The following is a 21,048-nucleotide window of genomic DNA, read 5'->3' as shown; positions in this document are numbered from 1 at the left end:
CTGTGGTCGCCTTGACGGCGGTGCCGATGTCGGACAGCCGTGGCGATCTTGGCCACCACACCGATCAGATGAGCGATACGCGATGAGAGAAGCGAGTTGAGGGGTACGACTCCGGCGTAACCCACGACACCGGGACCCGCCGCCGGAGGCCGAAGTGATCCGACGCACCACCGCCACCACCATCGCCCCGCGCCCCGCCCTCACCCTCGCGGCGACCCTCCTCACCGCCACGGTCGCCCTCTACATGGCCCTCGTCGCCTTCGGCAACATCACCGACTTCGACACCAACCGCGCCTTCGTCCGCCACGTCCTGGCCATGGACACCACCTTCAAGGACCCCGACCTGATGTGGCGGGCCATCGAGTCCACCACGGTCCAGGACATCGCCTACCTCCTGATCATCGCCTGGGAGACCGTGACGGCCCTCGTCCTCATCGTCGCCACGGCCCTGTGGCTCCCGGCTCTCCGCCACCCCGACCGCCTCGCCCCCGCCCGCCGCCTGAGCACCGTGGGCCTGCTCCTGGTCCTGCTCCTGTTCGGCGCGGGCTTCCTGGCGGTGGGCGGCGAGTGGTTCGCCATGTGGCAGTCCCGGGCCTGGAACGGCCTGGAGGCGGCGACGCGGAACTTCGTGGTGGCGGGGGTGGTGCTGGTGGTGGTGTCGCTGGTGGGGCGGGACGGTGCGGCGGAACGGTGAGGGCGGGGCGGGGCGGGCCCCGGCCGCCTCCCTCAGTCGAACCGGATGTGCTTGACCCCCGTCCACGCCCGCCGCACCCGTCCCCGCAGCGGACCGTCCGTGTTCGGGGTGAGCGTGAGGCCGCAGGAGGCGGCGATGTGGTCGGCGACCTGGGGGACGGTGAGGTGGTCGGTCCACAGGTGTTCGGCGAATTCGGGGGCGCGGAGGCGGTCCAGGCACAGGTCGAGTTTGCGGACGGCGAAGGTCTCGCGGCGCAGGGCGGCGTTCTTCCCGGCGACGAACTGGATCGCGCGGCCGAAGGCGCGTTCGCGCAGGCGGTTCAGGACGGTTTCGCGGTGGGCCAGGAGGGAGAAGTGGCGCACGTCGTGGCCGTCGTCCCGCAGCCGGCCGATGATGTCGTCGAAATAGGCGGGTTCGACGAGCGTCATGGGGGCGATGACCGTGCCGGGGTGTTTGGTGAGCACCAGGTCCAGGACCTCGTAGACGCCCTGGCGCCAGGCCGGGAGGTCCTGGAAGTCGCCGCGCAGGGGCCGGGGCGTCATCCGGTGCAGGCCGAAGCCGACGAGTTCGGGGTCGCAGATGACGCTGCCGGCGAGCCGTCGCTGGATCTCGTGCGCGGTCTGCGTCTTGCCGCCGCCGAAGGGGCCGTTGATCCACAGGAGCATGCATAGGACCCTACGTCAGGGCACGGGGCGCTCGCCCCCGGCGCGGGGTTCCGCGTCGTAGCGCGCCGTCAGCGCCGCCAGCGCCCGGCGGACGGCCTCCCGGAGGCCCGGCGGGCCGAGCACCTCCGCTTCCGTGGTCAGGGACAGCAGGTCGCCGACCGCGACGGCCTCGGTCTCGACGGGGAGGTCCAGTTCGACCCAGCCGTCCTCGTCCGCGGGTCCGGCCTCCGCGAGCGCGCGGGCGCCCGCCGTGCCGAACTTCGCGGGGAGCAACCGCTGCCCGGCCGGTGAGACACGGAGCCGGGCCGTCGTCTTGTGGCGGGCCGCGTCCATGCGCCGGACGGACGCCTCCCAGTAGGCGGCGAGGTCGAAGTCCGCCGGGGCCTCGAACGGCTCCCCCGTCTCCTCCACGGCCAGGAAGCGCGCGACGCGGTAGGTGCGGATCGCTTCCCCGTCCGCCCGCGCCACCACGTACCAGATGCCGCCCTTGAGGACGATGCCCAGCGGCTCCAGGGTGCGGTGCGCCTCCCCGGCCCAGGCGCGGTAGTGGACGCGCAGTGCGCGCCGGTCCCAGACGGCCCGGGCGATGGGCGCGAGGAACGGGACGGGTTCGGCGTCGCGGAACCAGGCCGGGGCGTCGAGGTGGAAGCGGTCCTCTATGCGCCGGGTGCGCCGGGCCAGGTCGGCGGGGAGCGCGGCCTGGAGTTTGAGCCGGGCGGTGGTCAGGACGGCGCCCAGGCCCAGGTCGCGGGCCGCGTCGGGGACGCCGGTCAGGAAGAGGCTGTCGGCCTCGGCGTCGGTGAAGCCGGTCAGGCGGGTGCGGTAGCCGTCCATGAGGCGGTAGCCGCCGGCCGGTCCGCGTTCGGCCACGACCGGGACGCCGGACGCGCCGAGCGCCTCGATGTCCCGGTAGACGGTGCGCAGGGACACCTCCAACTCGGCGGCGAGTTCCGGCGCGGTCATCCGGCCGCGGTTCTGGAGCAGCAGGAGGAGGGAGAGGAGGCGGTCGGCACGCATGGCTCCCATTGTTCCGGCGCTTCGGGGTTCCTGACAGAAGGTGACAGGTATGGGGGCGAGAGTGGTCTCGCGCCGCGCGGCGGGACCGCGCGGCGGTCGCACCACATCCGCGGGCAGGGGCCGTTCGTGCGACGGCCACGCCGACGCGGTGCCGGGCGACCGGCCAGGACGAGAGAAGAGAACGGAACGAGGACGGCCATGAGCACCGAGACCAACGGGCACTTCACCTACCGCGATTGGAAGGAGCGGGTCGTCAGCGAGGAGGGCGCGGCCGGGCCCAGGCTCGCGCACGCCTCGGTGACCAACGCCTTCACCGGCGGCATCGTGGCCGAGCCGACCACCTGCGACTACAGCATCGTGTACCTGACGGAGAAGACCGGCGCGTTCGCCGGCCTGGAGGTGCTGGCGGGGTCGCTCGACGGGCGGACGGGCGGCTTCGCGCTGGAGGAGCGGGGAACCTTCGAGCCGGACGGCAGCGTGCGCTGCTCCTTCGAGGTCGTGCCCGGGTCGGGGACCGGCGAGCTGGCCGGGCTGCGCGGCAGCGGGTCGTTCACGGCCCGGCACGGCGAGTCGTCGGTGCCGTACACCTTCACGTACGAACTGGGCTGAGACCGGGGGCGCGGGGGACGGAGGCGGGGGGCACGGGGGCGGAGGAGGCCGGGGCGGGCGCGCGGGGGCGGAGGAGGCCGAGGCGGGCGCACGGGGGTGGCGCCCGCCCTGGCCTCACCACTCGATGCGGTAGCCGGTGAGCCAGTCGTCGGCGCCCGTGCCGCCCCGGTCCATGCGGCGGGTCAGCACCATGTCGCGCACCGCCCGGCGCACCGGGCCGGGCTCCGTGTGCCGGGCCATCCCGGCGCTGAGGGCGACGACCCGCTCGACCCGTTCGCGGCGCAGCTTCTCGAACGCGACGAAGGCGTGCCAGGGGCTCGGCTCGTCCCGCAGGCACTTGGCGAGCACGATGCCGTCCTCGATGGCCATCGACGCGCCCTGGGCGGCGTTGGGCGCGGTGGCGTGCGCCGCGTCGCCGACGATGACCATGCTGTCGGTGAACCAGGTGGGCGTGGAGGCGATGTCGTACGCGTTGGAGCCGACGATGCTCTCGCCGGTGGCCCGCACGATGTCGGCGACCGGCGTGCGGTCCTGCGCGAAGAGTTCGGCGACCCGCTCGCGCCACTGCGCCGGGGTGGTGGCGGCGAGTTCGCGCCGGCTGCGTTCGGGGCCCGGCGCGTTGGCGAACCACCACACCTCGCCGTCCGGGGAGAGCGTGCAGCCGAAGAAGGCGCGTTTGCCGTAGATCATGGTGTACGCGTCGGCGGCGGGCGGCACGTTGACGTCGCGGGTGTAGCCGCAGACGGTGTTCTGGCCGGTGTAGCGGGGGGTGGGCGCGTCCGGGTCGATGAGGGTGCGGGTGACGGAGTGGATGCCGTCCGCGCCGATCAGGAAGTCGCCCTCGGCACGGGTCCCGTCCTCGAACGACGCCACCACCCGGCCGTCTTCCTTCGTCTCCGCGCCGACCAGCCGCTTGCCGTGCCGGATGGGGATGCCGCGGCGGCGCGCCTCGTCGTGCAGCACCCGGTACAGGACGGCGCGTTGCATCGTGCGCGGGCCCAGCCCGTTGCCGTTGCCACCGGTGCCCGCGATGGGGCGGTCGCCCAGCCGCTTGCCGGTGCTACTGAAGAACTCGACCCGCTCGGCGGGGAAGGAGTGCTCCACCACCGGCCGGTACGCGTCGATCACGCGCAGCGCCTCCAGCCCGTTGGCGAACACGACGAGGAACGCCCCCACGTCGTCCGCGCCGGTGGGGTACGCCTCGAACACCTCCGAGCGGATCCCGGCCTTGCGCAAGGCCATCGCGGCCACCGGACCCGCGATGCCGCCACCGATGATCAGGGCACGGACCATGACGCTTCCCCCAGTTCATGACGTCGACCGGTTACGGGGCACGACTCCCGCAGCCGCGCCTCCTTCCACCTTGACGCCGGTCGGCGGCAGGATCCAGACCTTGTGCCGGGCGAGTGGGGCGCGCGGGGCGGGTGCCGCGTGCGGGCCCCGGGGCATGCTTGCCGGGGCCCGCGTGCCCGGGGGATCGCGAGAGATTCGGTGGGGCACGCCGGAGCCACTTGCTCAAGCCATAAGATCGAACTGCTTGGGCCATTTCGGGTTGCAGATCGTAGCTACTTGGTCGCCGCAGAGCATCACCACATACAGGGCGAAGCTGAACGGATCGCCTCCAGAGCGCTCGACTGCTTCGCTGAGAGTTACATTCGGCGCGTCACGATGGCCGATGAGACCCGCTGTGTCGAGAAGGTGATCTTGCTTGATGTCCAGACTGTCGGAGACCCACGTGACGGCGTTGCGCGTCTGCTCTTTTGTGACGTGCTTTCGTGCCGAGACAAGCCAGTGCATCAGACCGCCCGCACCATGGTGGGAGGGTAAAAGGTGCTCACCTTCCATAAACGATGACTCCGGCCCCTGGTAAGGGTTCTGCATCTACGGCTGCGTCCGCACTCAGACGCCTCTGGGCCCAAACCCAGGGACCGAGCGTGCCCCCGACTCGGCTAGAGAGAAGGGAACAATCGAAAATGTAGGGCTTCCTTGGTGACGCAACCGTGCCGCCGAAGCACGAGCCCGTTGACCCGTTATTGCGGCGGCCGTGTCTCGATACGCCGCTGTCCCTGCGAGGAACGCCCAGGAATAAATCCTCAACGAGATCAGCAAGCGCCCCAGGAACTTGGCACAGTTTCATCTCTTGAGTGCAATTAAGCGCTTGGAGTTGCGGAATCGAGCGTGCGCCTTGCGGCGATCGTGAACCGATCGCGGATCCCTGCACGGGCCTCCTGATTACGCTTCAGTTCATCGACTACAACCGTCGCTTGATCAAGGAATGCAGACATCTCGTCGCCATCCTCATTCGCACGATCGATTGCAGCTTCGGCAAGTTCCTGTGCTTGTGCGAAGCTCTCAAATAGCGCTTCCACCCGCGGGTCCTCATGGAGCATCCGACCGCTGTCGTTGGCTCCTGCCATGAGTTCTTGCATCTGTCTTGACGTCTCCTGCATGGCCTCCGTAGCGGCTGTCATTGCCGGCGCTGTCTCATTGGTTATGCGTTCAGTTGCTGCCGGAACCATCGACTCTGTCAGTTGCTTCAACTTGGTGGCGATGTCCACGTCACGTCGCATGCTGTCTGCGAGCTCTTCCGCTGCCAGTGCCACTTCGGCCGGACCTAAGATGTCGATCCTTCGAGCACGCTCTGTCATACGACCGGCGGCTTCCTTCAGAGGGTTGGTTCCAGACGACCCGTAGTCTCCCGGCAGCCCTACGGAGTCAACAAGGCGAAGGCACTCATCCCAGGCCGCCAAGAAACCTTCATATGCTTGAAGTCTCTGTTGTCGCAGCCAGTGGGATTGATCGACTGCGCCTTGGTCGCGGACTTGCTGCAGGGCTGCTTGAGCACTGAGCGAGGCCCCTTTCTTCGCGGCTCGCGCCGAAAGAGCTGCACCGACGACTGTACCTGCCAGACCAAACGCTGCGGCCACTAGAGCGACGATAAATTCCTTCATGGCAACACATCATCACTGAGGTAACGACCTAGCGGAATGGGACGCCCCATAAGCCTGGTTACACCGCCCCGGGACTCGGCGACACCGTTCGACGACGGAGTGATCGGGCTCGCATACTGCAGCGGCTCGACTTCTTCTGGCGGGTGTCGTGTTCAACGCTACGCCAACGGGTGTCGACGGTTCGTGTATATGAACAGGCAGTGCGACAGGACGCCTCATGGAGCAGCGAATGCATCCTATTCCTCCGATCAGATAATCCTTGTCCGGAAGCTTCGCTCGGAACCATCATCCCCACCTGGCCAGGATATCCATGCCCATACCCATCAGTTCGTGGACCTTATATCCACCTTTGATCAGGCGGGCGGAGGAGTAGCAGGTGGCGCCTGCTCCGTAGGCTGATCCAGTTGTTGCTGACGCCGACGTTGCTCGTTACGCAAGTCCTCGACACGTTGTGTGAACAACTTGAGGGATTCCTGCTCCTGCGCTGGCTCGAACTCGCTATAGGGACCGATCCCGAGAGCGACCGCATTGGCCTCCTTTTCAATGTCGTCGGCGGTCTGCTGCAAGAAGAAGCTGCGCTCGCGGTACTTGTAGTAACCCGTGAACGCCGCTGCGAGCGTAATTGCGAAACTGATGCCGGTAAGCGAAACGCTCTGCCAGGTCAACTCCTTGCCTGTGTCCAGGGCAGCGATGGTCGTGGTTGCAGCGGAACCGATGATGATGAGGGATTGCAGGATGTTGTGAACGCGACGGTACTTGCGACTGTCGGACTGATACTGCTCGATGACCCCGGTTATGTCCTCACGGTAGAGCAGGCGCCGCTCGGACAGCGGAGGGTGTTCATGAGCATTCAGTCGGCGCAGCGACTCCCGAGTCTCCTCCAACGCGGCTTCCAGTTCGCGCCTGCTCTTCAGGGAACTGTCTCTGACTGCCACGATGGCTGCAGTGCATAGTGCGACCACTGCGCCGCAGATAATGTTGCCTTTGACGAATCGAGACGTCTCCCATGTCAGCGCAGTGCCGCAGGTGGCAGTCAGGATGGCCGCCACTCCGATCGCCAGAGCGACGCGCTGAGCGCGGTTGATCATGATGCGTCGAAAAAGTCTGGTTTCAGCAGTCCTCGCCTCGTTGCGAGTGTCGAACAGTAGACGTCGACTAGCTCCCTCCAGGCGGCTGGGAGCACCGTCGTTCAAGTTGCGCGCCACGGATTGGGCACCCTTCCCGGTCGTCCCCATGACTGCTTGGTCGGTGGAACGGACCTCGCCTGGCGCCGTCCCATACTCACTCCGCCAAGCAGCCCAGATCACTACCGACACTGCCACGAAGGCTATGGAGATGTCAGACAGAAAGGCGGAAAAGTACTGGTCACCTGAATTTCGCGGGCGAGTGGATGGAGCATAGGAGAGAATATAGAGCAGATTGAGGATTATTCCCCATGTATCCGACCAGGTCGTCTCAGACGCCAAAGTCCACGCGAAACCATCCAACGCCCGATCATCGTTCTCGCTTTTTCAGTGGGACGCTCGCGGTATGAAAGCCGTGGATAAAGCGGTGAGGAGGTCTGTGAGAAGCCGGTAACAGCGCGGAGCCCCGGCAACGAGCTGGCTGCCGGGGCCCCGCGTCCTCTGCGAACGGACGGAGACGGCTCACCCCGCCGCGTACACGTCCTCCACATAGCGCCCCGCCGCGGTCAGGTCCCGCAGCCAGGCTTCGGCCTCCTCGACCGAGGCGCCGGTGCGTTCGGCGTACAGGGTGCGGAAGGCGTCGCGGACGCCGGGGGCCATGCGGCTGCCGTCGCCGCAGACGTGGACCCGGGCCCCGGCCTCCAGCAAGGTCCAGACCTCGTCGGCCTCGGCGGCGACGCGGTGCTGGACGTAGCGGCGGCCGTCCTGCGGGCGGGCGCTGAAGGCGGGGCGGACGGAGACGGCGCCGGCGGCTTCGGCGGCGGCCAGTTCGGCGGCGTGCAGGAAGTCCGCGTCCGGGGCATCGCAGCCGAAGTAGAGCAGGGCCGGGGCGAGGGCCTTGCCGGAACGTGCCAGGGCCAGGCGGTCGGTGACGGCGCCGCGGAAGGGGGCCAGGCCGGTACCGGCCGCGATCATGATGACCGGGGACGGGTCGGCGGGGTCGAGGCGGAACGCCTCCCGGCACGGCTGGAGGCGGGCCAGGACGGTGTCACCGGGCCGCAGCGCGTGCAGGTGCTCCGAGCCGGTGCCGCCGGGCAGCAGGGAGACCATCAGGTCCACGTGCCGGGGGTCGGCGGCGGGCGAGGAGGACACCGAGTAGTGCCGGATGCGCAGCGCCGGCAGCAGGTCGAGTACGACCGGCCAGGGCAGCGCGCCGCGCAGCGCCGGATGGTCGGCGATCAGGTCGAGCAGGGTGCGCGGGTCCTCGGGGGTCCAGGCCTCCAGGGCGGCGCGCTCGGGCGGGCACGGGTTGTGCGCGGCGAGCACGGCGACCTGGTCCGGGGTCGGGCGGGCGCCGAGCTCCAGGTGGTGGGCGAGGAGTTCGCGGACGGTCAGCGGGCGGTCGACGGGCAGCGTGTCGCGGCCGGGGCGGCGGGCGCGCAGCGCGAGGACGGTGTCCGGGTCGGCGCCGAGGGCGGCTGCCGCGCGGGCCACCTTCTCGGGGGCGTTGACCGGGAGGACGGCGATGTGGTCGGCGGTGCGGTAGGTGACGCCCTCGGGCAGCGCCAGGCGCAGGAAGCGCTTGCGGCGCGGGTGGCCGGGGGCGGTGAGGTCGTGGGCCTCGGTGACGGTCATGGGGGCCAGGCCGTGCCGGGCGGCGAGGGCGTCCAGCGGGCCGCCGGCGACCTCGGTGACCTCGTACCCCGCCGGGGCGTCGTCCGCGGTCGCTCCGACGGTGTCGGGGTCGCCGTAGCGCGCCAGCAGGGCGGTGCGCAGCGCGGCGCTGAAGGGGCGGACGGTCCCGGACAGGTCGCCGGAGGCGTCGGCCTCGGCGCGCGGCAGCAGCCGGTCGCCGCCGAGGGCCGCCAGCCGCTCGTCCAGCAGGGTCGGGACGCGCTGGTAGGTGGCGGCCCAGTTGCGGTCGCCGACGCCCAGGACGGCGAACGGGACGCCCGCGGCGGCGCCGTCGTCCGCACCCTCGGCCCAGCGGACGAAGCCGGCCGCGTCGTCGGTGGGCTGCCCGTTGTAGGAGGCGGCGACGAGGACGACGGGGCGGTCGGCGGGCAGCGCGCCCGCGTACGCGTCCAGCGGGGCGACCTCGGTGGCGCAGCCCAGGGCGGCGGCCTCGTCGGCGAGCCGCTCGGCGAACTCGCGGCAGGTCCCGTAGTTGGTGCCGTGCAGGAGCAGCAGGCCGGTGCCCTGCCGCACGCGGGTGGGCAGGCCGTCGTCCTCGGCGGTACCGGCGGCGGACTCGGCGGACTCGGTGCCGCCCGGGAGCACGGACAGCGCGGCGCGCAGCGCGGCCCGGTCGGCGGGGGTGCGGGGCGCCAGGGTGAGCGTGAAGCCGTCCGGCTTGAGGGTCAGCGTCTCCTTGACGTTCAGCCGGTAGTCGGCGTGGTCGATCAGCCGGTAGCGGTGCACCAGGAGGGCGAGCAGCATGGTGGCCTCGTGCAGCGCGAACTGCCGCCCGATGCAGGCGCGCTCGCCCGTGCCGAAGGGCTTGTACGCGTGCGGGGAGCGGGCCGCCTCCGCCTCCGGCGCGAACCGGGTGGGGTCGAACAGCTCGGGGTTGTCGCCCCAGACCGGGTCCCGGTGCAGCATCGGCGTCAGGACGCTGATCAGCTGCCCGGCGCGGACCGGGTAGCGCCCGCCGAGCAGGGTGTCCTGGCGGGCCTGCCGGGTGAAGGCGGCGGCGGTGGGCCACAGCCGCAGCGCCTCGTTGAGGACCTGGCGGGTGAAGGGCAGCCGGGCGATGTCGTCGAAGGACGGGTCCGGGTCCTCCTCGTCGCCCCAGAGCGCGTCGGCCTCGCGCTGGGCCAGGCGGAGCGCGACCGGGTCCTTCAGCAGGTGGTAGAGGGCGAAGGACAGGGCGCCGGAGGTCGTCTCGTGGCCGGCGATCAGGAAGGTGATGACCTGGTTGCGGATGTTGGCGAGGTCGAGGGTGGGGCGGCCGTCACCGGCGCCGTCGTCACCCGTGCCGTCGTCGTCCCCGGCAGCGCCGCCCTCCGGCGCGGCGGCGCCGAGCATCAGGCCCAGCAGGTCGTCCTCGGAGGTGTCGCCGCTCTCCCGGCGGGCGGCGATGACCTCGTCCACGACGGAGGCGAGGTAGTCGGCGTCGGCCCGGAAGGCCTCGTCCCGCTCGGAGTAGTCCACGCCGGGCGTGCGGGCCAGGCGCGTCATGCTCCATTCCAGGCAGCGGACCATCGCGTCCACGAAGGGGTGCGGGGTGTCCCGCCCGAAGGACTCGAAGTCGAAGCCGAACCCGGCGAGCCCGATGGTGTCCAGCGTCATCCGCGTCATGTCCTCGGGCACGTCCACGGGCGTGCCGTCGGCCGCCCGGCGGTCCCAGCTCTCGATCACGCGCCGGGCCACCCGCAGCATCACCGGGTGGTAGGTGCGCATCGAGCCGAGCGCGAAGGCCGGCATGAGCAGTTCGTGCGCCTTCGCCCAGTTCGGCTCGTCGTTGTAGGCGGTGAACAGGCCGTCGCCGGCGAACTCCCGCACGTTGTCCAGCACGGGCGAGACGCCCTTGGCGAACCGCTCCTCGTCCGCGACCTCGGTGACCAGCTCCAGCGACGAGACGAACAGCGCGTCCCGCCCGTGCAGCCGGCGCCGGAAGACCGGGCCGTACCGGCGGGTGAGGTCCATGACCTGCTGGAGGGGCGTGCGGCTGAGGCCGACCGGGGTGATGTCGACGACGAGCAGGCCGTCGGGGCCGGTCTCGACGTGTTCGCGAGCGGGGTCCGAGGCGAGAGGGGCGGACGCGGTGGCGTGCTCCGGCTCGGGGAGGCGGATCGTGTCGGTCATTCCTCCAGCCTGACCGGCCCGGTGCGCCATCCCCGGCGCGGCACCTGCATGATTGTGCAGTGGTTTTTCGCCACGTCCTCTTGCGCGTGGACGGGAAAGGTTTTATGGGCCCGCGTCGCGCGCTTCCGGGACGGGAGACGCGGCGGGGAACGCAAACGGTGTGAGAGAGACAGGAAAGGGAGTGAAAGGGACACCATGGAATCCGATGGGCCTCCGATCCCCCTCTCCGGCAAGGCGCCTGACGATCCGTCGGGCGGCATTCCAGAGGGTCTCGAAGCCCCGCATCCCGAATGCCTCGCCGGTGTGGTGACGGCGGCGCCGTCCCCGTCCCGGGACGCCTGGCGCGACTACTTCCTCATCCTCCTGGACCGCATCCCCACGCCGATCGCGGTGTGCCGGGCGGACGGCGGGATTCTGATCGCGAACCCGGCGATGGCCGCCGAGTGGGGCACCGTCCCCGGCCGGCTGACCGGCCGCAACCTGCTGGACCTGTTCCGGCCGCGCTCGACGGCCCAGCTCAAGCGGGTGGCGGAGGCGCTGCGGCTGGGTCACAGGTCGCGGTATCCGGTGGAGGTCCACTGGCGGCCCGGCACCGACGGGGTCGAGCGGGAAGGGGAACTGACGGTCGATCCGGTGGGCGACCCCTCCCTCGACCCTCCGGCGCTGCTCGCCCTGCTGCGGGTCCGCCGGGAGGCGCCTCCTCCCGCTCGCGCGCGGACCAGCCCGGTCGAGGCCCGCATCCTCGCGCTCGCCGCGTCCGGCGCGACGACCGCCGCCGTCGGCAAGGCGCTGGGGCTGACCGTAGACGGTGTCAACTACCACCTCACCCGCCTGGCCCGCCGCTGGCGGGTGCGCGGCCGGACGGCCCTGGTCGCGAAGGCGTACGCGCTGGGGGTCCTGGCCCCGGGGGTCTGGCCGCCGGAGCCCGCCGCGTGAGGACGGACGGGGGCGCGACCCCCTGACGACGGCCCGCGCCACCCTATGAGGGCGGACGGCGCCGCGGGCCGAGAACGGACCGGGCCGCCACACGGGAACGGGACGAATCGGCCCCCGCGTGCGCACGAACGCCGCACCACCCCACCAGAACGCCCCCGCGTGCGCACGAGTGCCCCCACCACCCCACCAGAACGCCCCCGTAGATCCACAATTCCGCCCGAAACCACCCCTGTCAGGGGACCGGCCGGGGCGGGTAGCGTCGGGCGCCCTTCTTCCGTTCGGAGGGTGCTCAGCCATGGCCGACACCGTGAACTACGTGCAGTACGAGACGTACGAAGGCGGCAGTCCCGAAGCCGAACGGCTGGTCTTCGAGGAGCTCGCGCGCCAACTGATGCAGGTGCAGCTGAAGAACAAGAAGGCCAGTGGCGCGGCGGGCGTGGCCCGTGCCTTCCACGCCAAGGCCGCGCTCGGTGTGGAGAACGCCCGGCTGCGCTTCGACGACGACCTGCCGGCGGCCCTGACCGTGGGGTTCGCCCAGCCCGGGGCCGAGTACCCGGCGCAGGTCCGGCTGTCCAACGCGAGCGGGACGGCGCAGGCGGACAGCTCGCCGGACCTGCGGGGCATCGCCGTGCGGGTGGAGGTCTCCGGCGAGGAGGCGCACGACCTGCTGGCGACCAACTTCCCCGTGTCGCACGCGGCCAACGCCCGGGAGTTCGTGGCGTTCGCCAAGGCGATGGCGGGCGCGGGCAACCCGCTCCAGAAGGCGTTCGGGCTGCTGGTGAAGCTGCCGCTGGCGGTGGGCTGGAACACGGCCACCCGGATGCGCCGCAACGTGCAGGCGGCGGCGCGGCACACGGTGGGTTCGCTGGCCCGCGAGACGTACTGGAGCCGGGGCGCGATCCTGTGGGGCGAGGCGGGCCCGGTGCGCTACCAGTTCCGCCCGGCGCCCGGCGGGACGCCGGCCCCGCGCCCGGACCGGCACGACCCCGACCACCTGCGGCACGAGCTGGTGTCGCGGCTGTCCGTGTCGGACGTCGAGTTCGAGCTGTGCGTCCAGCGGTTCGTGGACGAGAAGCGGACGCCGGTGGAGAACGGCGCGACGGACTGGAAGGAGTCGGACGCGCCGGTGGTGCCCATCGCCCGGCTGACCGTGCCGCGCCAGGATCTGAGCAGCGCCGAGGCCGGTTCCGCCGAGCGCCGGGTGGAGCAGCTGTCGTTCAACCCGTGGCACACCACCGAGGAGTTCCGCCCGCTGGGCAACCTCAACCGGGCGCGCAAGGTCGCGTACCAGGCGAGCGCCGCGCACCGGCTGGGCACCCGCTTCCGCACCGAGGAGCCGCTGCGCAACACGGTGCTGGGCATCCCCGTCCGCGCCACGTTCCGGATCGTCAACCGGTACGTGCCCTGGCACCGGCTGCCGCTGCAACTGAGCCTGCTCAACCTGGTCGCCCTGCGGCAGGCGCTGCGCCGGTTCAACCTCATCGACACCGACATCCCGGAGGCGCCGCCGGCCGTGGTGCCGGTGCCAGAGAAGATCAACGAGGAGGCGCGGACGGCCCGTACGTACGACGGTTCGTCCACCGACCTGTCCGCGCCGAAGATGGGCGCGGTGGGCGCGACCTTCGGGCGGAACCTCAAGCCGGTCTACCGGCCGGACCTCTTCGACATCCCGAACCCGGTCACGACCGCCCGCCGGCTGCTGCACCGGGACGCGTTCCTGCCCGCGACCTCGCTGAACGTCCTGGCGGCGGCCTGGATCCAGTTCCAGGTGCACGACTGGGTCAACCACCAGCGCCACCCGGTCGGCGGCCGGTCCGTGGAGGTGCCGCTGCCTCCCGGTGAGAGCTGGTACAACACCCCGGGCGGCCCGCCGGAGAACCTGATGCGGTTCACCGACAACGTCGGCATCGAGCAGCCCGGCAAGCCGCCACTGCTGTTCGGCAACACCGCCACGCCGTGGTGGGACGGCTCCGAGGTGTACGGCGGTGACGAGCACACGGCGCGTTCGCTGCGCGAGCCGGACGGCGGCGCCAAGCTGCGGCTGGAGGACGGCCACCTGCCCGTCGGCTCCAACGGCATCCCGCTCACCGGCTTCAACGAGAACTGGTGGCTGGGCCTGAGCGTGATGCACACCCTCTTCGCCCGCGAGCACAACGCGCTGTGTGACGCGCTGCGCGCCGAGTACCCCCGGATGAGCGAGGACCGGATCTACCACACCGCGCGCCTGGTGGTCTCCGCGCTGATCGCGAAGATCCACACGGTGGAGTGGACCCCGGCGATCCTGGCCACCGAGGCCATCGACATCGGCCTGCGCACCAACTGGGAGGGCCCGCCGAACAACTGGCTCAACAAGCTGGGCCTGTGGCTGTTCGAGGAGCACGCGCTCAAGGGCATCCCCAAGACGCTGCCCGACCACCACAAGGTGCCGTACTCCCTGACGGAGGACTTCGTCACCGTCTACCGGATGCACCCGCTGATCCCGGACGAGTACGAGCTGCGCGAGCACCGCTTCGGGCAGCGGCTGGAGACGCTGGCCTTCCACGACGTCCAGGGCACCGCGGCCGAGGGCGTGGCCCGCAAGACCGGGCTCACCGACACGCTGTACTCCCTCGGCATCGCCCACCCGGGCGCCATCACGCTGCACAACTACCCTCGGGCGCTCACCCACTTCGAGCGCGACGGGGAGATCATCGATCTGTCGGTGGTCGACCTCGTACGGACCCGGCGGCGCGGCGTGCCGCGGTACAACGACTTCCGCGCCGGGCTGCACAAGCAGCGCGTCACCCGCTTCGAGGACATCAACCCCGATCCGGAGATCGCGGCCCAGCTCAAGGAGGTCTACCGGAACGTCGACGAGGTCGACACCATGGTCGGCCTGTTCGCCGAGAACCCGCCCAAGGGCTTCGGCTTCAGCGACACCGCCTTCCGGATCTTCATCCTGATGGCGACCCGGCGCATCCAGTCCGACCGCTTCCTGACGGTGGACTTCCGGCCCGAGCTCTACACGCCGCTGGGCATGGACTGGGTCGCCAAGGGCGGCATGAACTCGATCATCCTGCGGCACTGCCCGGAGCTGGCCGCGATGCTGCCGCGCGGCGCGAGCGCCTTCGCGCCGTGGCGGCCGGTGATCCCGGAGCGCGGCCCCGGCTCGGGCGTGTGAGGGACCACGGCCGACCGGGCCCCGTACGGCCGCGGCGGTGAGTGCCGCCGCGGCCCCGGGAGAGCTGGGGGCGCGGGCCGTTCCCTTCCTACGGGGAGGGGGCGGCCCGCGCCTTTCGCGGACGGTGCGCTTTGCCTGGGGCCGTGCGCTTTACGGGCCGTGCCTTTCGCGGGCTGCGCCCTCTGCGGCCCGCGCCTTGTCCAGGGCTGTGGGCTTCGAGGCGCGGGCCGTTCGTCGCGGGTCGCCCGTTCGCGGCTTGTGCCTCGTCGGGCACCGTGCCCTTTTGAGGCGCGGGCCGTTCGTGGCCCGCGCCTCTCGTTGGTCGTTTCGTGGCCCGCGCCATTCGCGGGTCGTCCGCTGTGCGGCTTGCGCCTTGGTGAGGACCGTGCGCTTGACGAGGCCCGAGCCGTTCGCGGCCCGAGCCGTTCGTCACCCGGTCTCAGGCGCCGTCCTCCAGCCGGAAGCCGACCTTCAGGCCCACCTGGTAGTGACCGATCTCCCCGTCCACCAGATGGCCGCGTACCTGGGTTACCTCGAACCAATCAAGGCCGCGGAGCGTCTGCGACGCCCGCTTGATGCCGTTGCGGATCGCTTCGTCCACGCCGTTCGGCGAGGTGCCGACGATCTCCGTCACCCGGTACGTGTGCTCGCTCATGGGCGCCTCCCAATCGGTAGGGCGGTCGGACATTTCACCGTTTCCCTCCCACGGTGCCTCACGGCGTCCCCCCGCGCGACCCGGCCGCCGGGCGGCGTCCCGCGCGGGCGCTTACCGTCGCCCCATGGACTTCGACATCACGGCGGAGGAGGAGGCGCTCGCGCTCCGGATCGCGGAGCGCGTCGGGGCGGGCGACACGCCCTCCGAGGACGACCTGGCCGAGGAACTGGGTGACGAGGTGCGCCCGCAGGTCCGCTCCCTGCTCGCCAAGGGCTGGCTGGTGTGCTCCTGCGGCTGCCTGGACCTGTCCCGGATGGCCCGGATGGCGCTCTCCAGCCGCCGGGACGTGGGCGGCGCCCCGCAGGCCTGACCCGCCGGGCCGCGCCCCCATCGCGCGTCCCTTGGCCCGTCCCCTCGGCGCGCCCCCGCCGCTCCCCGCCGCTCCCCCCGGGACGCCTTCCGCCGCCGCTCGCGAGGGTCCATGATGATCCGCCGGAACCGAACACGACAAAGAGCGGGGGCACGGGCATGGCTCTGCGCGCGGGTCGAGGGGTACTGCGGCGGAAACCGATCGCACTGATACAGGAGAGCGAGGGCGGAGCGGGCCAACAGCTGCAGCGCGCCCTGGGGTTGTGGCAGCTGACGGCCATCGGCGTGGGCGGCATCATCGGCGCGGGGATCTTCACGCTGGCCGGCACGGTCGCCAACGGCAAGGCGGGGCCCGCCGTTCTGGTCTCGTTCCTCATCGCGGGGGTGGCCAGCGCCGCCGCGGCGTTCTCGTACGCGGAGTTCGCCGGGCTCATCCCGAAGGCGGGGTCGGCCTACACGTACGGGTACGCGGTCCTGGGCGAGTTGGCGGGCTGGTTCATCGGCTGGGACCTGCTGCTGGAGTACACCGCGATCGTCGCCGTCGTGGCGATCGGCATCTCCGGCTACTTCGGCTTCCTGCTCGGCGAGATGGGCGTCGAACTGCCCGCCTGGATGCTGGGCGCGCCGGGCACGGGCGACGGCCACCGGGTGGACCTGTTCGCGGCGGCGCTGTGCCTGCTGATCGCCTACCTGCTGACGCTGGGCATCAAGAACGCGGCGCGGTTCGAGACGGTCGTGGTGGGCCTGAAGGTCCTGGTCGTGCTGCTGGTCATCGGGGTGGGGTTCTTCCACGTGCGGACCGGCAACTACACGCCGTTCTTCCCGTTCGGCGTGAGCGGCGCGTTCACCGGTGCGGCCACCGTCTTCTTCGCCGTCTTCGGCTACGACGCCATGTCCACGGCGGCCGAGGAGTCCAAGGACGCCCAGCGGCACATGCCGAAGGCGATCCTGTACTCGCTGGCGATCTCGATGGTGCTGTACGTCCTGGCGTGCCTGGTACTGACGGGCATGCAGGACTACCGGGCCATCGACCCGGAGAGCGGGTTCTCCTCGGCGTTCAAGGCGGTGGGGCTGACCGGGCTGGCGGACGTGATCGCGGTGGGCGCGATCATCGGCATCCTCACGGTCATGTTCACGTTCATGTTGGGAGTCACCCGTGTGTGGTTCTCCATGAGCCGGGACGGGCTGCTGCCCAAGTGGTTCGCGCACACGCACCCGCGGCGGCAGGTGCCGACCCGGGTGACCTGGATCGTGGGCATCGCCTCGGCCGCCATCGCCGGGTTCCTGCCGATCGGCGAGGCCGCGGAGCTGACGAACATCGGCATCCTGCTCGCGTTCGTCGTCGTGTGCACCGCGGTGATCGTGCTCCGCTACAAGCGGCCCGACCTGCCGCGCACGTTCCGCACGCCCGGCATGCCGGTGGTGCCGGCGCTCGGCGTCGTCTTCTCGATCTGGCTGATCACGTTCCTGGAGTGGCAGACCTGGGTCCGCTTCGCGGTGTGGTTCGTGATCGGGCTGGTCGTGTACTTCGCGTACTCCTACCGCCGCTCGGAGATGGCGAAGGCGGAGCGGGAGGTCGCGGCGCTGGAGGACGGGGACGGTTCCTGAGGTTCTCCGGTGGGCTACCTCGCCCACCTCCGACGCCCCGCCTCCCCGCCGTACGCGGTCCCGTCCCCCGCCGTACGAAGTCCCCCGCCGTCACGGTCGCGGACGGCGAGGCCGGACGGCGGAGGGACCGGCCCGTCGTCCGGGCGGGGGCGGGGACGAGAGGGCCGGGGCGTCAGTCCTGGAGCGCCTGCCAGAACTCCTCGAAGGAGAGCAGGCCGTCCTTGTTGGTGTCCTTGGAGCGTATGACGGCCTCGGCGACCGGTCCGGTGACGTACGGGTCACCCATCTCGGCCATCGCCCGCTTGAACTCCTCCGCGGTGACCAGGCCGTCCCCGTTCGCGTCGAACCGCTCGAACGCCGCCTTGGCCGTCTCGATGTCTGCCACGAGAAATGCCCCCTTCGTATCGCTTGGTCGCCGTGCCGGGGACACCGGCAACACCGACAAATCTCCATGCCGACACATCGCCGGATTGACCTGGGTACATTAACCGACCGGCCCGCCCGCTCCGCCCCGGCCCCGCGCCGCCGGCCGGCGTCTCCGCACCGCCTCGGGCCCCGCCGCCGGCCGACGCTCCCGGTCCGCCCGCCGCCTCACCCGGCCGCCGCCGGACCGCGCCCGGCGAGCCGTCGCGCCAGGTAGGGCGCGGTGCGGCTCCGCGCGCACTCCGCCACCTCGTCCGGCGTCCCCGCGGCCACGATCCGGCCGCCGTCCGCGCCCCCGCCCGGCCCCAGGTCGATGACGTGGTCGGCGCCCGCGACCACGGCCATGTCGTGCTCCACGACCACCACGGTGTGACCGGCGTCCACCAGGCCGTGCAGTTGCCGCAGCAGCACCTCGGTGTCCGCCGGGTGGAGCCCGGTGGTGGGTTCGTCCAGCAGGTAGAGGGTGTGGCCGCGGTGCGCGCGCTGGAGTTCGGTGGCGAGCTTGATGCGCTGGGCCTCGCCGCCCGACAACTCGGTCGCGGGCTGCCCCAGCCGCAGGTAGCCCAGGCCCACTTCGCGCAGCGTGCGCAGGCCCCGGGCGGCGGCGGGGACGTCGGCGAGGAACCCGGCCGCCGCGTCCACGGTCATGCCCAGGACGTCGGCGATGGTGCGGCCCCGGTAGGTGATCTCCAGCGTCTCCGGGTTGTATCGGGCCCCGTGGCAGGCGGCGCACGGGGCGTACGTCCCGGGCAGGAAGAGCAGTTCGACGGCGACGAACCCCTCGCCCTGGCACGTCTCGCAGCGGCCCGCCGGGACGTTGAAGGAGAACCGGCCCGCGCCGTACCCCCGCGCCCGCGCCTCGTCGGTGGCCGCGAACACCTTGCGCACCGCGTCGAACAGCCCCGTGTACGTGGCCAGGTTGGAGCGCGGCGTCCGGCCGATGGGCTTCTGGTCGACCCGTACGAGGCGGCCGATCGCGTCCAGCCCCTTGGCGTACGCCCACCGCGCGACCGGCGCGTCCCCGGCGTCCTCATCCGCGTCCCCCTCCGGCGCCGGGCCCTCCCCCGCGCCCAGGTGCCCGGCCACCGCCTCCGCCAGGACGCGCGAGACGAGCGTGGACTTGCCGGAACCGGAGACGCCGGTGACGGCGGTGAACGCGCCCAGGGGCACGGAGACGTCCAGGTCCCGGAGGTTGTGCAGGGTGACGCCGCCGAGGGTGAGCCGGCCGGAGGGGTGGCGGGGGGTGCGCGGGGTCGTTCCCGGCGATTCCGAACCCTCCCGGACTGCCGGTGCATCGGCGTTCGGCGTCTCCGCGTCCGGCCTGTCCGCGTCCGGGGCCTCCGCGTCCGGGGCCTCGGCGTCCCCGAAGAGGAAGCGGCGGGTGGCCGACGCGGTGACCTCCGCCAGGCCGTCCACGGGCCCGCTGTAGAGCACCTGACCGCCGTGCTCCCCGGCGCGCGGGCCGACGTCCACGATCCAGTCGGCGTGCCGCACCACGTCCATGTCGTGTTCGACGACGAACAGCGAGTTCCCGGCCTCCTTGAGCCGGTGCAGGACGGTGAGCAGCGCCTCCGTGTCGGCCGGGTGCAGGCCCGCCGACGGCTCGTCCAGGACGTAGACGACGCCGAAGAGGCCCGACCGGAGCTGGGTCGCCAGGCGCAGCCGCTGGAGTTCGCCCGAGGAGAGGGTGGGCGAGGGGCGGTCCACGCTCAGGTAGCCGAGGCCCAGTTCGGTGAGCACCTCGATGCGGGCGAGCAGGTCCCGGGCCAGGACGGTGGCGACGTCGTCCCCCGGTTCGGCGGACGCGGACGGGACGGGTTCCGAGACCGCGGAGGGTGCCGCCCCTTCCTCGGGCGAGCCGGCCGCGTCCCCGGCCTCCGCCACCGGGCGCAGCACGTCCGCCAGCGCGGTCAGCGGCAGCGCCGCCAGGGTGGCGATGTCCCGGCCCCGGAAGGTGACGGCCAGCGCCTCGGCGCGCAGCCGCCGTCCGTCGCAGGCCGGGCAGGGCGCGAAGTCCAGGTAGCGCCGCACGCGGGTGCGCAGCGTCTCGCTCTTGGAGTCGGCGAAGGTGTGCAGGACGTAGCGCTCGGCGCTCATGTACCGGCCCTGGTACGGGCGCTGGATGCGTCCCGCCTCGCGCTCGGGATGCACAGTGACGACCGGCTGTTCGTCCGTGAACAGGATCCACTCGCGGTCGGCGGCGGGCAGCTCGCGCCACGGCCGGTCGATGTCGTACCCGAGGGTGGCGAGGATGTCGCGGAGGTTCTTGCCCTGCCAGGCCCCGGGCCAGGCGGCGATGGCACCGTCCCGGATGGAGAGGGACGGGTCGGGCACCAGCGACGCCTCGGTCACCCGGTGGACCCGTCCCAGTCCGTGGCACTCGGGGCAGGCCCCGGCGGCGGTGTTCGGCGAGAAGGCGTCGGAGTCCAGCCGCGCGGCGCCCTCGGGGTAGGTGCCGGCGCGCGAGAAGAGCATCCGCAGGGTGTTGGACAGGGTGGTGACGGTGCCGACGGAGGAGCGGGAGGTGGGGGCGGAGCGCCGCTGCTCCAGGGCCACGGCGGGCGGCAGCCCCGTGACGGCGTCCACCTTGGGCGCGCCGACCTGGTGGATCAGGCGCCGGGCGTACGGCGCCACCGACTCGAAGTAGCGCCGCTGCGCCTCGGCGTACAGGGTGCCGAAGGCGAGCGAGGACTTCCCCGACCCGGAGACCCCGGTGAACGCGACCAGCGCGTCCCTGGGGATGTCCACGTCGACGGAACGGAGGTTGTGCTCCCGGGCGCCGCGCACCCGTACGTACGAGTCGGTCATACCCTCCATGATCGGACATGGCGGCCGAGCGGGTGGGGCGGGGGATCGGGCCGTGTGGGTGGGCCGGGGCGAGCCACGTGGGTGGGCCGGGCCGTCACGGGCTCCCGTTCCGGCCGGGCGCGCGGGCGGGGGCGGGGCGAGTGGGTGGGTTGGGGCCGACCGCCACGCGCCCGCTCCGGCCGACCGCCACGCGCCCCCGCTCCGGCCGGGCGCTCTGGTGGC

The 21,048-nt window shown here is 71.6% G+C and carries 16 protein-coding genes; 6 read left to right on the top strand and 10 right to left on the bottom strand.

Translation table 11 applies throughout. The features are described from left to right. The first annotated feature begins 154 nt into the window (after window positions 1–154). Window positions 155–694, top strand: coding sequence for a DUF2165 domain-containing protein (locus ABZX96_RS18650; protein ID WP_355545632.1), 540 nt, complete (start codon window positions 155–157; stop codon window positions 692–694). Between the two features lie 32 nt (window positions 695–726). Here ABZX96_RS18650 and ABZX96_RS18645 read toward each other — a convergent pair whose 3' ends face one another. Next, window positions 727–1,359, bottom strand: a complete 633-nt coding sequence (locus ABZX96_RS18645; protein WP_355545630.1) for an AAA family ATPase — start codon at window positions 1,357–1,359, stop codon at window positions 727–729. A gap of 15 nt (window positions 1,360–1,374) precedes the next feature. After that, window positions 1,375–2,376 (bottom strand): WYL domain-containing protein, encoded by a 1,002-nt coding sequence (locus tag ABZX96_RS18640; protein WP_355545628.1) that lies wholly within the window; start codon window positions 2,374–2,376, stop codon window positions 1,375–1,377. 198 nt (window positions 2,377–2,574) lie between these two features. Between ABZX96_RS18640 and ABZX96_RS18635 the strand changes: the two genes are divergently transcribed. Continuing rightward, window positions 2,575–2,985 carry a DUF3224 domain-containing protein gene (locus ABZX96_RS18635; protein WP_355545626.1) on the top strand — a complete coding sequence of 137 codons (411 nt, stop codon included), beginning with the start codon at window positions 2,575–2,577 and terminating at the stop codon, window positions 2,983–2,985. Window positions 2,986–3,099: 114 nt separating this feature from the next. Here ABZX96_RS18635 and ABZX96_RS18630 read toward each other — a convergent pair whose 3' ends face one another. The 5 genes from ABZX96_RS18630 to ABZX96_RS18610 form a co-directional block, all read right to left on the bottom strand. After that, complete coding sequence (locus tag ABZX96_RS18630; RefSeq protein WP_355545624.1) at window positions 3,100–4,278, bottom strand: FAD-dependent monooxygenase; 1,179 nt, start codon at window positions 4,276–4,278, stop codon at window positions 3,100–3,102. 222 nt (window positions 4,279–4,500) lie between these two features. Then, the gene (locus ABZX96_RS18625; RefSeq protein ID WP_355545622.1) at window positions 4,501–4,866 is read right to left on the bottom strand and encodes a hypothetical protein; all 366 of its coding nucleotides are present in this window, start codon (window positions 4,864–4,866) and stop codon (window positions 4,501–4,503) included. Between the two features lie 269 nt (window positions 4,867–5,135). Then, entirely contained in the window at window positions 5,136–5,936 is an 801-nt protein-coding gene (locus ABZX96_RS18620; RefSeq protein WP_355545620.1) for a hypothetical protein, read from the bottom strand. 353 nt (window positions 5,937–6,289) lie between these two features. Further along, a complete protein-coding gene (locus ABZX96_RS18615) occupies window positions 6,290–7,141 on the bottom strand; it encodes a DUF4231 domain-containing protein (protein ID WP_355545618.1) in 852 nt (283 codons plus the stop codon). A 441-nt stretch (window positions 7,142–7,582) separates the two neighbouring features. Further along, window positions 7,583–10,867 carry a cytochrome P450 gene (locus ABZX96_RS18610; protein WP_355545616.1) on the bottom strand — a complete coding sequence of 1,095 codons (3,285 nt, stop codon included), beginning with the start codon at window positions 10,865–10,867 and terminating at the stop codon, window positions 7,583–7,585. A 195-nt stretch (window positions 10,868–11,062) separates the two neighbouring features. On the opposite strand from ABZX96_RS18610, the gene ABZX96_RS18605 reads away from it, so the two are divergent. Beyond that, window positions 11,063–11,803, top strand: coding sequence for a PAS domain-containing protein (locus ABZX96_RS18605; RefSeq protein ID WP_355545614.1), 741 nt, complete (start codon window positions 11,063–11,065; stop codon window positions 11,801–11,803). Between the two features lie 295 nt (window positions 11,804–12,098). Further along, window positions 12,099–14,963 (top strand): peroxidase family protein, encoded by a 2,865-nt coding sequence (locus tag ABZX96_RS18600; protein WP_355545612.1) that lies wholly within the window; start codon window positions 12,099–12,101, stop codon window positions 14,961–14,963. Between the two features lie 439 nt (window positions 14,964–15,402). Here the strand turns inward: ABZX96_RS18600 and ABZX96_RS18595 are convergent, their stop codons facing one another. Then, window positions 15,403–15,618: a dodecin gene (locus ABZX96_RS18595; protein ID WP_355545610.1), complete on the bottom strand. Its 216-nt coding sequence runs from the start codon at window positions 15,616–15,618 to the stop codon at window positions 15,403–15,405. Between the two features lie 124 nt (window positions 15,619–15,742). On the opposite strand from ABZX96_RS18595, the gene ABZX96_RS18590 reads away from it, so the two are divergent. Then, a complete protein-coding gene (locus ABZX96_RS18590; protein ID WP_355545608.1) occupies window positions 15,743–15,988 on the top strand; it encodes a hypothetical protein in 246 nt (81 codons plus the stop codon). Window positions 15,989–16,146: 158 nt separating this feature from the next. Continuing rightward, window positions 16,147–17,595: an amino acid permease gene (locus ABZX96_RS18585; protein ID WP_355545606.1), complete on the top strand. Its 1,449-nt coding sequence runs from the start codon at window positions 16,147–16,149 to the stop codon at window positions 17,593–17,595. A 172-nt stretch (window positions 17,596–17,767) separates the two neighbouring features. On the opposite strand, the gene ABZX96_RS18580 is transcribed toward ABZX96_RS18585, so the two are convergent. Both ABZX96_RS18580 and ABZX96_RS18575 read right to left on the bottom strand, forming a co-directional pair. After that, on the bottom strand, window positions 17,768–17,980 hold the full coding sequence (locus tag ABZX96_RS18580) for an EF-hand domain-containing protein (protein WP_355545604.1): 213 nt from the start codon (window positions 17,978–17,980) through the stop codon (window positions 17,768–17,770). Window positions 17,981–18,186: 206 nt separating this feature from the next. Next, window positions 18,187–20,826 (bottom strand): excinuclease ABC subunit UvrA, encoded by a 2,640-nt coding sequence (locus ABZX96_RS18575; protein ID WP_355545602.1) that lies wholly within the window; start codon window positions 20,824–20,826, stop codon window positions 18,187–18,189. Between the last annotated feature and the right edge of the window lie 222 nt (window positions 20,827–21,048).

This window comes from Streptomyces sp. NPDC003077 (genome assembly GCF_040611095.1).
In the GTDB taxonomy this organism is placed as follows: Bacteria; Actinomycetota; Actinomycetes; order Streptomycetales; family Streptomycetaceae; genus Streptomyces.
Note: the sequence above shows the minus strand (reverse complement) of the source record. Positions and strands in the feature narration are given on the sequence as shown.

What these genes read in the sequence shown, in the direction of transcription:
- ABZX96_RS18620 (WP_355545620.1), bottom strand. Translation starts at nt 5,936, where the DNA reads ATGAAGGAATTTATCGTCGCTCTAGTGGCCGCAGCGTTTGGTCTGGCA.
- ABZX96_RS18600 (WP_355545612.1), top strand. Translation starts at nt 12,099, where the DNA reads ATGGCCGACACCGTGAACTACGTGCAGTACGAGACGTACGAAGGCGGC.
- ABZX96_RS18630 (WP_355545624.1), bottom strand. Translation starts at nt 4,278, where the DNA reads ATGGTCCGTGCCCTGATCATCGGTGGCGGCATCGCGGGTCCGGTGGCC.
- ABZX96_RS18605 (WP_355545614.1), top strand. Translation starts at nt 11,063, where the DNA reads ATGGAATCCGATGGGCCTCCGATCCCCCTCTCCGGCAAGGCGCCTGAC.
- ABZX96_RS18585 (WP_355545606.1), top strand. Translation starts at nt 16,147, where the DNA reads ATGGCTCTGCGCGCGGGTCGAGGGGTACTGCGGCGGAAACCGATCGCA.
- ABZX96_RS18645 (WP_355545630.1), bottom strand. Translation starts at nt 1,359, where the DNA reads ATGCTCCTGTGGATCAACGGCCCCTTCGGCGGCGGCAAGACGCAGACC.
- ABZX96_RS18575 (WP_355545602.1), bottom strand. Translation starts at nt 20,826, where the DNA reads ATGACCGACTCGTACGTACGGGTGCGCGGCGCCCGGGAGCACAACCTC.
- ABZX96_RS18595 (WP_355545610.1), bottom strand. Translation starts at nt 15,618, where the DNA reads ATGAGCGAGCACACGTACCGGGTGACGGAGATCGTCGGCACCTCGCCG.
- ABZX96_RS18635 (WP_355545626.1), top strand. Translation starts at nt 2,575, where the DNA reads ATGAGCACCGAGACCAACGGGCACTTCACCTACCGCGATTGGAAGGAG.
- ABZX96_RS18610 (WP_355545616.1), bottom strand. Translation starts at nt 10,867, where the DNA reads ATGACCGACACGATCCGCCTCCCCGAGCCGGAGCACGCCACCGCGTCC.
- ABZX96_RS18625 (WP_355545622.1), bottom strand. Translation starts at nt 4,866, where the DNA reads ATGCAGAACCCTTACCAGGGGCCGGAGTCATCGTTTATGGAAGGTGAG.
- ABZX96_RS18640 (WP_355545628.1), bottom strand. Translation starts at nt 2,376, where the DNA reads ATGCGTGCCGACCGCCTCCTCTCCCTCCTCCTGCTGCTCCAGAACCGC.
- ABZX96_RS18590 (WP_355545608.1), top strand. Translation starts at nt 15,743, where the DNA reads ATGGACTTCGACATCACGGCGGAGGAGGAGGCGCTCGCGCTCCGGATC.